The organism is Alistipes sp. DJF_B185, from assembly GCF_964250025.1.
In the GTDB taxonomy this organism is placed as follows: domain Bacteria; phylum Bacteroidota; class Bacteroidia; order Bacteroidales; family Rikenellaceae; genus Alistipes; species Alistipes finegoldii.
The window spans coordinates 317,944-330,524 of sequence record NZ_CAXUDY010000002.1; the positions used below are offsets into that span (position 1 = coordinate 317,944).

The window sequence follows — 12,581 nt, forward strand, 5'->3', positions numbered from 1 at the left end:
AAGGAAAACAGAAAGACCGGACTCCGACTGAGTCCGGTCTCTATTATCTTGAAGTGTCCGCCGGTCTAATTCGCCAGCGGCGTAGCCCCGCCCTCCTGCGGATTTCCGCCGCGGTTGCGATTGCGGTTGCGGCCGCCGCGATGGCGTTTGCGGTCGCGCGTTCCGCGGTTGCCTTCGCCGCGGCCCGATGCGTGGTCATTATCCGCCGGCGCAGCCTGCGGAGTCCCGGCGCCGTTTTCGGCCGGCGCCGCAGCCGCACGCTCTCTGTCGCCGCGACGATCGCGATTACGATCGCCATCGCCCCTGCTTGAGCGTCCTCCGTCGCCTTTATCGCCGCGTCCACGGCCGCGGCCGGAACCTCCGCGTCCCGATCCCCCGTGGCCGCCCCTGCCGCCGCGGCCGAAACGTCCGCGGTTTTCGTCGGGTGCGTATTTCGGGCCTTCGCCCACGCTTGCGGGCAGTTCGGCTTTGCGGATATCCCGCTCGATAAACTTCTCGATGGCGTGGAATTTTCCCTGTTCCTCCTCGCTGACGAAGGTCACGGCAGCACCGGTCGCCGCGGCACGCGCCGTACGGCCGATGCGGTGGATATAATCTTCGGGGTCGTGCGGCACGTCGTAATTGATGACCAGTCCGATGTCCTCGATGTCAATGCCGCGCGCCACGATGTCGGTGGCCACGAGGATCGAGACCTTGTTGTTCTTGAAGTCGAGCATCACCTCCTCGCGCTGGGCCTGCTCCAGATCGGAGTGCATGGCCGCCACGTTGAGTTTCATGCGTTTGAGCGTATGGGCCAGCTCCTTGACCTTCATCTTCGACGACGAGAAGATGATCGTCTTCGACTCGGTCGGCTCGGCGAACATCTCGCGGATGATGCCCAGCTTCTGGTTCTCATAGCAGACATAGGCCGACTGGTCGATAGCCTCGTTGGGTTTCGAAATGGCGATATTCACCTCGGCGGGATTGCGCAGAATGGTCTTGGCCAGTTCGCGGATCTTCGGGGGCAGCGTCGCCGAGAACATGATCGTCTGCCGCTCCTTGGGCATGTACGAGACGATCTTCATGATGTCCTCGCTGAAACCCATGTCGAGCATGCGGTCGGCTTCGTCGAGAATCAGGCATTCGACATGCGAGAGGTCGATGCCGCTGTTCTGGATATGCGAAATCATGCGGCCGGGAGTGGCGATGACCACGTCCGACCCCATCAGCATACCCCGCTTCTGCACGTCCCAGCCCTTGCCGTCGCCGCCGCCGTAAACGACCGTCGTCGAGATGGGCAGGTAATAGGAAAAGCCCTGAAACTGCTGGTCTATCTGCTGCGCCAGTTCGCGCGTGGGCACGATGATCACCGATTTTATCACATTGTCTTCGTTACCTTCGAGCAGCAGCCGGTTCAACAGCGGCAGCGTGTAGGCCGCCGTCTTGCCCGTTCCCGTCTGCGCGCATCCGATGATGTCGCGGCCTTCGAGAATCACCGGGATCGTGTGTTCCTGCACCGGAGTCATCTCCTGAAAATTCATATCGTAGAGTCCGTCGAGGATCTCATCCTCCAACTCAAGTTCGTCAAATCGCATTTTACGTATCTTAATTTTATCCTTCTGAAATTTCTTCTCCGAAAAGCGTCGCGGGAGTGCAGCCCGTGATGCGGACCCGCACATAGTCGCCGACGCCGTGGCCGCCGCGGTCGAAGACCACGACCTTGTTCTGCGAGGTACGGCCCGAAAGCTGGTTCTCGTCGCGCTTGGACGTTCCCTCGACCAGCACTTCGAATTCGCGCCCCACGTCGCGCAGGTTGCTCGCGCGGCTCAGTTCGTTCTGCAGGGCGATGATTTCGGCCAGCCGCGCCGACTTCACCTCTTCGGGCACGTCGTCGGACAGATGCTTGTGCGCGTAAGTGCCGGGGCGCTCCGAATATTTGAACATATAGGCGAACTCGTAGCCGACCTCGCGCATCAGCGAGAGCGTCGCGGCGTGCTCCTCCTCCGTCTCGCCCGAAAATCCGGCAATCAGGTCGGTCGTAACGGCGCAGTCGGGCAGGTAGCGGCGGATGGCCGCGACCCGGTCGAGGTACCATTCGCGGGTATATTTGCGGTTCATGCGCGCGAGCATCGACGAGGCACCCGACTGGGCGGGCAGATGGATCGCACGGCAGATATTGGGCATTTCGGCCATGACCTCCAGCAGGCTGTCGCTGATGTCCTTGGGATGCGACGTGGCGAAACGCACGCGCAGCAGGGGCGAGACGGAGGCCACGCGGCGCATCAGGCCGGGAAAGTCCACCTCGCCGAAGCGGTAGGAGTTGACGTTCTGGCCCAGCAGCGTCACCTCGCGGTAACCGTTCCCGAACAGCGTCCGGACCTCCGCGAGAATGGTTTCGGGATCGCGGCTGCGTTCGCGGCCGCGGGTATAGGGCACCACGCAGTAGGAGCAGAAGTTGTTGCATCCGCGCATGATGGCGACGAAGGCGCTCACGCCGTTGCGGTCGAGCCGCACGGGAGCGATCTCGGCATAGGTCTCCTCGGTCGAGAGCAGGACATTGACGCCCTTGCCGCCCGCTTCGGCTTCGCGCACAAGCCGGGGCAGGTCGCGGTAGACGTCAGGCCCGGCCACGACATCGACGCCGTGCGGTCCTTCGACCAGCTTCTCCTTCAGACGCTCGGCCATACAGCCGATGACGCCCACGACCAGTCCGGGGTTGGCCCGGCGGTAGCGTTTCATCTCGGCCAGACGGCCCCAGATGCGCTGTTCGGCATTGTCGCGGATCGAACAGGTGTTGATCAGGATAACGTCCGCCTCGTCGATCCGCTCGGTATATACGTACCCTTCGCGCTGCATCACGGAGACCACGATCTCGGTGTCGCCGACATTCATCTGGCAGCCGTAGGTTTCGACAAAAAGTTTGCGTCCGGCGCCCGACAGGGGGCGCAATGTATTCGTATCGAGTCTTAATTCCACGTTTTCGTTTCTGTTATTCGGCATGAATCTCGTTCTTGTCGGGGAACTGCTTGAAGCCCTCGCCGAAAGTCTCGTAGGCGTCGGTCACCACCACGAACGCCGAAGGGTCGATCTCCTTGATCTTGTGCTGCACGAGCCGCACCTCCTTGCGGCTGACCACCAAAAAGATCATGTCGCGCAGCGCGTCGGTGTACATGCCTTTCGACTTGATATAAGTGGCGCTGCGGTCGAGGTCTTCGATGATGAAGCGCTTGAGCTGCTCGTGGTGGTCGCTGATGATGAACAGCAGTTTGTCGTACGACGCGCCGTTCAGCAGATAGGCGATCACGCGCGAGGTGATGTAGATCGTGATGAGCGAATAGAGCGTCAGCATCCAGCCGTTGGAAGCAGCGTCGCCCGTACCCAGTCCGAAACCGATAACGGCCAGACCCGACAGCACGACGAAACCGTCGGCGAGCAGGATGCCGGTCGAGAACTTGATGCCGGCAAACTTCTGCAGCAGCATCGCCACGATGTCCGTGCCGCCCGTAGTCGCCTGCTGGCGCACGACGACGCCCTGCCCGATACCGATGACCACGGCGCCGATGATACACGTCAGCAGCAGGTCGTTCGACAGGTCGAGCCGTCCCCCCAGCAGCAACGCCGGATCGAGACTCTCGACGGCCGCGGCGTCGGGATAGACCAGCCGCGTCAGCACGTTCATGAAACCGGGCGTATAGAGCGCAGCCAGCACCGTGCGCGTACCGAACTGCCCGCCGAAAACCAGCATCGCGGTGAGCATCAGCGGCACGTCGAACATATAGCCGAACGTACCGACCTGAATCGACGGGAAGATGTTGTGGAGTACGATACCCATACCGTAGACACCTCCCGGCACGAAATTGTAGGGATTGACGAACAGCACGAAACCCGCGCCCATGATCGAACAGCCGAGAAAAATCAGGAACCACGAGCGCCACCACGCCCACGACCCCATCGGCTCCAGCAAAGCCTTTGTATTCATAAAGGTATATTTTTAGGCAAAGATAACGCAATTCTCCGAAAACCCGACGTCCCTGCGCCGGATTTTTCATCCGGAAGCTGCAAATACGATTTTTTTATTATATTTGCATTATACAAACCCCGGAAAAGTCACTATGATTCTGACATATTACACCGCCACGACCCTGATTATCATCGCCTATCTGCTGGGTTCGATTCCGAGTGCCGTGTGGATCGGCAAAAAATATTACGGCATCGACATCCGCGAACACGGCAGCAAAAACGCCGGCACGACCAACATGCTGCGCGTGCTGGGCAAGCGCGCGGCCCTGCCCGTTTTCGGACTGGACGTGCTGAAGGGATTCGTCGCCGTGACGATCATCGACCTGATGAAATACGACAGCGTTTTCGCCGACGGCGCAAACGAAACGTGGTTCTACATCCTGCGCTTCATCGCCGTATTCGCCGCCGTTCTGGGGCATATCTTCCCGATCTTCGCCGGATTCCGCGGCGGCAAGGGCGTGGCGACGCTCGTCGGCGCCATCATGGGCGTAAACGCCCCGCTGGTGCTGCTCTGCTTCGGCGTCTGGTTCCTCGTGTTGATGATTACGCACTACGTATCGCTGGCCTCGATGGTCGCAGGGTGCAGCTTCCCCATTTTCACGCTCATTTCGCCGAAAGTGAACCATCTGGTTCCGTTCGTCGTGTTCTCGTTCATCATCGCCGTGCTGCTGATCTACACGCACCGCAAAAATATCGAAAGGCTCAAGGCCGGCACGGAATCGAAAATCTACATCTGGAAACCCCGCCACGTGAAACAGCAGCCCCCCAAGCCGGAAAAGAAAGAGGAATAAAAACGGCTCAAAAAGCTCTGCGGCAGGGCTTACGGTTCAAAACATAGGCAATATAGGATAAAAAATACCGCGATTTGGCGGTAAAATCGTTTTTTTCGCCTATCTTTGCTCAGCAATTAGGACGCGACCATGTTACAGGAGAATCTGATCAAAATATACGAAACCAGTTTCCGCGACAATCGTGAAATGCCCGCCCTGACCGATTATTTCAAGGGCGAAACTTTTTCGTATTACGAGATGGCCAAGGAGGTCGCCAAGCTGCACCTCCTCTTCAAAAAGGCCGGCATCAGGCAGGGCGACAAAATCGCCCTCATAGGCCGCAACAATCCCCGCTGGTGCATCACCTACATAGCCACGATCACATACGGAGCGGTCATCGTCCCGATCCTGCAGGATTTCACCCCCGCCGACATCATCCACATCATCAACCACTCGGAGAGCCGCATGCTCTTCTTGGGCGACAACTTCTGGGACAATATCGAAGAGGAGCAGATCCGGCAGATCGAAGCCGTCTTTTCGCTGACCGACTTCCATACCATTTACGAACGCGACGGCAAGGCGCTCACCAAGTTCCAGCGCGACATCCTGAAGAATTACCGCTCGAAATATCCGCGCGGATTCAGCATAAACGACATCAAATACCCCGAAATTCCCAACGATCAGGTGATCCTGCTCAATTACACGTCGGGAACCACGGGATACTCGAAGGGCGTCATGCTCACGGTGAACAACCTGACGGGCAACGTGATTTTCGCCCAGCGGATGATCAACACCCAGACCGGCACCTTCTATTTCCGCAAAGGCGGGCGCACGCTGTCGTTCCTGCCGCTGGCGCACGCCTACGGCTGCGCGTTCGACTTCCTTTCGCCGCTGGCCGTGGGCGGACACATCACCCTGCTGGGCAAGATTCCGTCGCCCAAGATTCTGCTCGAAGCCATGGGCGTCGTAAGACCGACGGTCATCTGCTGCGTGCCGATGATTCTCGAAAAGGTCTACCGCAAGCAGGTGATGCCGATGCTCGAAAAAGGCCCCATGTCGATCGCCGTGAAGATTCCGCTGCTCAACACGGCCATCTACTCGGTGATCCGCAAAAAACTGCTGGAGGCCTTCGGCAACAACGTAGACATATTCATCGTCGGCGGCGCACCGATGAATCAGGAGACCGAAGCGTTCCTGATGAAGATCAAGTTCCCGATCACCATCGGCTACGGCATGACCGAGTGCGCGCCGCTCATCAGCTTCACGCCCGACAACGAGTTCAAGGCCGGATCGTGCGGGCGCTACCTGCACGAACAGCTCGAAGTGAAGATCGACTCGCCCGACCCGCAGCACGAAGCGGGCGAAATCATCGTCCGCGGCGAACATGTGATGAAGGGATATTACAAGAACGAAAAGGACACCGAAAAGGTCCTCGAACCCGACGGGTGGCTGCATACGGGCGACATGGCCACGATGGACCCCGACGGCACGCTCTACATCCGGGGCCGTTCGAAGACGATGATCCTCTCCGGCAGCGGACAGAACATCTACCCGGAGGAGATCGAGGACAAGCTCAACAACATGTATCTCGTGCTGGAGTCGCTCATACTGGAAACCGAAAACGGAAAGCTCAAGGCGCTGGTCGTCCCCGATTACGAGCAGGCCGAGCTGGAAGGCGTGGACAAGAACGACCTGCCGCAGATCATGCAGAACAACCTCACGGAGCTGAATACGCTGCTGGCGGCGTACGAACGCGTCTCGGAGCTGGCAATTTATCCGACCGAGTTCGAAAAAACACCAAAACGCAGTATCAAACGTTATCTATACAGTCCGTCGCTATTGACCAAATAAAACAAGTCTCAGCAGGTAACCGCATACTTTGGATTCTCTATCCCAAATTCTTCATAGTCACTGAATCCAATTCCAACAATGAGGCGTCACTAATAGTTCGGTTACCTGCTTTTTAAAATAAAACCTTCGGGGTAAATCCCGAAGGTTTTATTTTTTGCAGACATCTATCTTTGTTAACTATTTTTCAACACCTTTCGCTTCTCGACTTGGAATTCCTCTTCTGTTATTACTTTTAATTCTTTCAATTGCACTAATTTTAATATTTGATCTACAGTCGATGATCTGAACTCTGGACTTAACTCCTTTTGTTGGTAAATTTGGTGTCGAGCAACTATAATCTTCAAACGGTCCAATATGCAATTTGCATCATCAAGTACTTGATTAAATGTAATGGCAGTAATTCCGCTACTAGAAATTGTATACCCAGAATAACACACCACTAATAGACGAGGCATAGTAATATTATTCACAAGTATATTAACTCCTAGAGCATCTATTTTTGCCTTATCTTTGATTGCACCTATTCCATATTCCACTCCAAAACTTCCTATTGCACTCCCAATACCAACAGACGACAATTTAGATACAACCTTCCCTTCAACTAATAACTCGGCATCAATTATATCTTCATATCTTAAAAAAACAGGTTCTGTATTTACCCTATGATATAATAACATCTTAGCATGCTCATCAATTGCAAAAATATACTCACTATCTAACCCATATTTTATATAAGTTGGATTAAAATTTTCATATGACTTTATCGACTCACTAAAATATTGCTTATTCGCATCTTCCTTACTCTTCGTATTATTAATATTAATGATAAAAATTACGATTACAGCAAAAACGATAAATACTACATAAATCATATACCACTTTTTTTTAGTAGATGACAAAAGTTAAAATTCTATTGTTAAACATCTAATTATTAATAGATTATATTTGCAAAAGTCCCTGAAAATTAGTAGTTTTAAAGAAAAGTTCGCTGCTTTTTCCATGAAGGCTACTGATTCCAAGGACTTGGTCAAAATTAACCAAATCCTCCCGATTATGCAAGAGTATTTTGGAAAATCGATGAATCTGGCCCGCATAAAGCTTATGGCTTACATGCTCCATGCACTTTGTGTGGTGCAGACTGTGAGCCTTCACAAACTGGCTTCGGCAATGCCTACGTCGGTTGAGCGTGATTCCAATCTGCGCCGCATTCAGCGATTCATTGCCAACTATGCCTTGAACCTCGACCTGGTAGCAAGGATGATCTTCTCGTTGCTTCCTGTTAAGGACGGTTTGGTTCTGAGTATGGACCGCACCAACTGGAAGTTCGGAGAGTTCAACATCAATATACTCACCCTCGGCATCACCTACAAGGGTATTGCCTTTCCATTGCTGTTCTGCCTTTTGGACAAGCGCGGCAATTCCAATTGGGAAGAACGCAAGGATATCATCGAGCGGTTCTTCCGACTTTTTGGACATGACTGTACCGACTGCCTTGTGGCCGACCGCGAGTTTATCGGCAAGGAGTGGATAGGCTGGCTTAACGACAACAGAATTCGATACTATATCCGTATCCGGCAGGACGTTTGGGTTGTCAAGCCTTCCACAGGAGAAAGAATTAGAGCATGGTGGCTCTTCAATTCCCTCAAAGTCGGACAGGAGAAATTCTACAACAAGCTCTTTTTGCACAAAGGGCAGTATGTCTATCTCGCCGGAAGTCGAATCAAGAACTCTGACGGGATACCCGAACTTCAGATTCTGCTCTGTTTCAACCGACCTGAAGATGGAGTTGCGACCTATAAAAAACGCTGGGAGATTGAAACGGCATTCCGTGCCATGAAATCTTCGGGCTTCAATATCGAGGACACCCACCTGCGCGACAGAGAGCGCATCGCGCGTCTGTTTGCGATAGTCTGCATTGCTTTTGTGTGGGCGTATCTAGTTGGTGAACATAAAGATATATACGTTAAACCGATAAAAATTCTGAAGCATGGACGAAGGGCTAAGTCTTTGGTCAAGTATGGTCTTGAGGAAATCTCAAACGTGCTTTTCCGACCGACATACACACCTAAATTCGATGTATTCAAAATTTTGTCATGTACTTAACACTTTTTTACAAAAATATGAAAATAATTTCTTCATCAATATTTTCATCTAAAAAATATTCTTGAAATATACCCACATATTTCTTTTTAGATTGAATTTTCATATTATCATTCAAAACTCTATCTTTACGGCATGAAAATCACCAAGAAACAGACGATCGGCGAAAACCTGCTCTATGTGATGGTCTGGTCGGCCATCATTCTGGTGCCGGTGCTCAACTCGCTGATGATGTCAGAGCTTCACGTCAGCTGGGAAAACGTATTGATCGCATGGCGCAAGATCGCGCCCTACCTCATCATATTCATCGTCCACAACAGCGTCATCGCGCCGCGGTTCATGCTCAAGCACAAGTATTGGAAGTATCTGATAACCAATCTGACGCTGATCATCGGCACGTTCTGGTTCGTGGACTTCTACGAACAGCACATCACCGACAGCCTGCTCTTCTCGGACCTCTCCGAAGACCAGTTCATCGAGCACCGCAAGGCGTCGTTCACCGATCTGGAAATGTACTGGAACGTGATTCTGGGATTTTTCATGTCGGGGGCCAATACGGGCATCAAGCTCATGTACCAGTCGATACGCGACGAACAGCAGATGGAGGAGCTCAAACAGCAGAACATGCAGGCCGAAATGGATTATCTGAAGTACCAGATCAATCCCCACTTCTTCATGAACACGCTCAACAACATCCATGCGCTGATCGACATCGACACGGAATATGCAAAAAACGCCGTGATCGAGCTTTCGAAGATGATGCGCTACGTGCTCTACGATTCGGGACGCGAAATCATCTCGCTCAACAAGGACATTCAGTTCATCCAGAATTACATCGGGCTGATGCGCATCCGCTACACCAACGACGTGGACATCCGGGTGGAGTATCCGCACGACCTGCCGACGCAGGTCTCCATTCCGCCGCTGCTGCTGATCGTCTTCGTGGAGAACGCATTCAAGCACGGCGTGAGCTACAACAACCCGTCGTTCATCCACATGCACGTCGATTACGCCGACGGCAAGGTCACCGGCACGATCAGCAACAGCCGCCACACGCAGAAAGGCGAAAGACACAGCGCCGGAATCGGACTGGACAATGTCCGCAAGCGTCTGGAACTGATCTACGGCCCCCGGAACTACACGCTCGACATAGAAGAAAACCCTACGACATACACCGTAAAACTCGTAATACCGACCCTCAATGCTTAAGTGTATCGCCATTGACGACGAGCCGCTGGCTCTGCGTCAGATCGAAAGTTACATACGGAAGATTCCTTATCTGGAGCTTACCGCTTCGTGCAACAACGCACTCGAAGCCCAGCAGTTTCTCGCCGGACAGCATGCCGACCTGATCTTCGTAGATATCAACATGCCCGACCTGAGCGGCGTGGAGTTCGTCCGTTCGCTGGTCGAAAGGCCGATGGTGATCTTCACCACCGCCTACTCGGAATACGCCGTCGAAGGGTTCAAGCTCGACGCGGTGGATTACCTGCTCAAGCCGTTCAGCTTCGCCGACTTCAGTCGTTCGGCGGGCAAGGCAAACTCGCTCTACGAACTGCGCCACAACCAGCGACCGGCCGACGCATCGGAACCCGTTCCGGAGGCGCTGCCCAAAGACAAGGAGTATATCTCGGTGAAGGCGGACTACAAGGTATCGCTGGTGAAAATCAGCGACATCGTCTATCTCGAAAGCGAAGGCGAATACGTGCGCATGCATCTGGCCGACGGCTCGACGATCACCACCCTGTTCCGTCTCAAGAACATGGAGACGGCGCTCCCGTCGGAGATGTTCATGCGCGTACACCGCTCCTACATCGTGAATCTGCGCTGCATCAAAGGCTACGTCCGCAGCCGCGTGTTTTTGAGCGACACGGAGTACGTGCCCATCGGGGAGAATTACAAGGAGAGCTTTCAGCGTTATATCGACGCCAATTTCAAGAATCTATAAAGCCGCGAAGTCCGGGAATCCCGCCAGTTGGACATACCGGCCGTCGCGGTACTCGCAGCAATAGTGTCTCCGGCCGTTGGTCAGAATGACGAACTGCGCCCCCAGCACCGAATTGTAACGCACGGCCTGCGAAAGGGTCCGTTCGTCGATCCGTATCTCCGGGGCCTTGCATTCGGCCAGCACCAGCGGTTCGGCGCCGTCGCCGACCACAACGACGTCGGCGCGCTGCGGCTGTCCGTTGACCGGCACGGCATACTCCTGCACGATGCGTTTAGGCAGCACCCCGCAGTGCGACACGAGGTAGGCGATCAGATGACGCCGCACCCACTCTTCAGGCGTCAGCACGAGGTAAATTCCCCGCAGGTCGTCCCACACTTCAACCTGCTCACCGCGGCGGCGGGCACGCAGCCGGATGGCAGGAAAGTTGAGTTTGGGAAGTTCTGACATCTTTAGTTCCGGAAAATTTACTATCTTTGACCTGCACAAATATACGAACATTTTCGTTAAGCGGGAGCCGAGCAGAGAAACTCGTTTCGCCGGGCGGCGAAAATGAAGGTTAAAAAAGCGAATATATGAGGAGTATTCTTTCGATCATAGCACTCTTCTCGTGCTGCACGCTGGCGGCGCAGGAGTATATTCCGACCTACGGCCGCGAGTTGCCGCGCGGCGAAGTGATCGCCTACCCCACGGCGCAGGAAGCGGCCGCAGCCTTTGCGGGCGACACCCGTTACTTCACCCGTCTGGCGGACTGGACGCAAAAAGGCAACGTTTTCTCGACCGAGTTCACCGTGCCGTTCGCATGGGCCAACCGGCAGGTATTCTTCCATTTGGGATGGGCTTCGGCCGATTACGAAGTGCGCGTGAACGGCAAAGCCGTGGCCTATGACAGCGACTGCAGCGCTCCGGCGGAATTCAACCTCACGCGCCATGCGCAGGAGGGCCGCAACACGCTGGAAATCGTCGTCAGCGCTCCGTCGCAGGTGGCGCGTCTCGAAAGCTGGAAAAGCGATCCGGCCCCGGCAATAGGTCCTGCATGGGTCATGAGCCAGCCCACGCTGCGCGTACGCGACGTACTGACCAAATCGTGGCGCAGCAGCGAGGAGAACGACAAGGTCATGGCTGAAATCGCCCTCGTCGTTAAAACCGAGTCCCTCAATCCGCGCACTTCACGCATCCACTATGAACTGCTCACTCCGGCAGGCTCCAATGCCGCCATCGGATACAAGGACGTCACACTCGACATGCGCCGCGAGGACACCGTGCGCTTTCTGGCCCGCATTCCAGACAGCATGTTGTGGAACCCCGGACGGCCGACGCAATACACGCTGCGCGTAAAAACCCAGCACGAAGGCCGCTACATGGAGTACATCGAACTGCCGCTCGGATTCCGCACCGTCGAACTGCGCAACGGGCAGCTGGCGGTAAACGGCAATCCCGTCGCACTCCGCACGCGCGAGGTTCCGCCCCAGTTCCCGGCGGAGGAGATAGCCAAGCTCCGTGAGCAGGGATTCAACACCCTCAGGCTCCTGCCGGGGCCCGTGTCGCCGGCGCTGTATGCTGTTTGCGACACGATGGGCATGTATGTGATCCCGCAGGCTCCGATCGACACCCGCAGCAGCGGCGAATCGCGTCGCATCGGGGGCAACCCGTCGAACGATCCCGCTTGGCAGAACGCCTACGTCGAACGGACCGAAGACAGCTATCACACTTCGAAGCGCCACCCGTCGGTAATCGCCTTCTCGCTGGCAACGAAATCGGCCAACGGCATCAATCTCTATGAGAGTTATCTGAATATGAAGAAGTTCAGCGAGACCCGGCCCTTCATTTATCCCGACGCTGCAGGCGAGTGGAACAGCGACGGTTTGAAACTGGAATAATCCGAAACGACCCGAAAACGCATCTGCATCAGGTCC

11 protein-coding genes are annotated in these 12,581 nt (G+C 54.8%); 6 read left to right on the forward strand and 5 right to left on the reverse strand.

Going from position 1 to position 12,581, the window contains the following annotated elements; genetic code table 11:
* Nucleotides 1-65: 65 nt before the first annotated feature.
* From ACESTR_RS04560 to ACESTR_RS04570, 3 genes are read right to left on the reverse strand one after another with little or no spacing between them, the layout of a single operon-like run.
* Complete coding sequence (locus ACESTR_RS04560; protein ID WP_237958827.1) at nucleotides 66-1,574, reverse strand: DEAD/DEAH box helicase; 1,509 nt, start codon at nucleotides 1,572-1,574, stop codon at nucleotides 66-68.
* A 16-nt stretch (nucleotides 1,575-1,590) separates the two neighbouring features.
* A complete protein-coding gene (gene miaB / locus ACESTR_RS04565) occupies nucleotides 1,591-2,979 on the reverse strand; it encodes a tRNA (N6-isopentenyl adenosine(37)-C2)-methylthiotransferase MiaB (protein ID WP_237958828.1) in 1,389 nt (462 codons plus the stop codon).
* Complete coding sequence (locus tag ACESTR_RS04570; RefSeq protein WP_014776122.1) at nucleotides 2,969-3,958, reverse strand: YitT family protein; 990 nt, start codon at nucleotides 3,956-3,958, stop codon at nucleotides 2,969-2,971. The genes miaB and ACESTR_RS04570 overlap by 11 nt, the downstream gene beginning before the upstream one ends.
* Nucleotides 3,959-4,091: 133 nt before the next feature.
* Here ACESTR_RS04570 and plsY point away from each other — a divergent pair, with 133 nt between their 5' ends.
* The gene (gene plsY / locus ACESTR_RS04575) at nucleotides 4,092-4,790 is read left to right on the forward strand and encodes a glycerol-3-phosphate 1-O-acyltransferase PlsY (protein ID WP_009598022.1); all 699 of its coding nucleotides are present in this window, start codon (nucleotides 4,092-4,094) and stop codon (nucleotides 4,788-4,790) included.
* Between the two features lie 129 nt (nucleotides 4,791-4,919).
* Nucleotides 4,920-6,620, forward strand: a complete 1,701-nt coding sequence (locus ACESTR_RS04580; RefSeq protein ID WP_014776121.1) for an AMP-binding protein — start codon at nucleotides 4,920-4,922, stop codon at nucleotides 6,618-6,620.
* A gap of 173 nt (nucleotides 6,621-6,793) precedes the next feature.
* Here ACESTR_RS04580 and ACESTR_RS04585 read toward each other — a convergent pair whose 3' ends face one another.
* Nucleotides 6,794-7,492 (reverse strand): hypothetical protein, encoded by a 699-nt coding sequence (locus tag ACESTR_RS04585; protein WP_014776120.1) that lies wholly within the window; start codon nucleotides 7,490-7,492, stop codon nucleotides 6,794-6,796.
* A 127-nt stretch (nucleotides 7,493-7,619) separates the two neighbouring features.
* On the opposite strand from ACESTR_RS04585, the gene ACESTR_RS04590 reads away from it, so the two are divergent.
* The 3 genes from ACESTR_RS04590 (at nucleotide 7,620) to ACESTR_RS04600 (ending at nucleotide 10,668) form a co-directional block, all read left to right on the forward strand.
* Complete coding sequence (locus ACESTR_RS04590; RefSeq protein WP_256170114.1) at nucleotides 7,620-8,723, forward strand: IS4 family transposase; 1,104 nt, start codon at nucleotides 7,620-7,622, stop codon at nucleotides 8,721-8,723.
* Nucleotides 8,724-8,855: 132 nt separating this feature from the next.
* Entirely contained in the window at nucleotides 8,856-9,929 is a 1,074-nt protein-coding gene (locus ACESTR_RS04595) for a sensor histidine kinase (protein WP_130063096.1), read from the forward strand.
* Nucleotides 9,922-10,668, forward strand: a complete 747-nt coding sequence (locus ACESTR_RS04600; RefSeq protein WP_014776117.1) for a LytR/AlgR family response regulator transcription factor — start codon at nucleotides 9,922-9,924, stop codon at nucleotides 10,666-10,668. Before ACESTR_RS04595 ends, ACESTR_RS04600 begins: the two co-directional genes overlap by 8 nt.
* Here ACESTR_RS04600 and ACESTR_RS04605 read toward each other — a convergent pair.
* Nucleotides 10,663-11,115, reverse strand: a complete 453-nt coding sequence (locus ACESTR_RS04605; RefSeq protein ID WP_009598102.1) for a type I restriction enzyme HsdR N-terminal domain-containing protein — start codon at nucleotides 11,113-11,115, stop codon at nucleotides 10,663-10,665. The genes ACESTR_RS04600 and ACESTR_RS04605 overlap by 6 nt on opposite strands.
* Before the next feature lie 125 nt (nucleotides 11,116-11,240).
* On the opposite strand from ACESTR_RS04605, the gene ACESTR_RS04610 reads away from it, so the two are divergent.
* Nucleotides 11,241-12,545, forward strand: coding sequence for a glycoside hydrolase family 2 TIM barrel-domain containing protein (locus ACESTR_RS04610; protein ID WP_009598025.1), 1,305 nt, complete (start codon nucleotides 11,241-11,243; stop codon nucleotides 12,543-12,545).
* Nucleotides 12,546-12,581 lie beyond the last annotated feature (36 nt).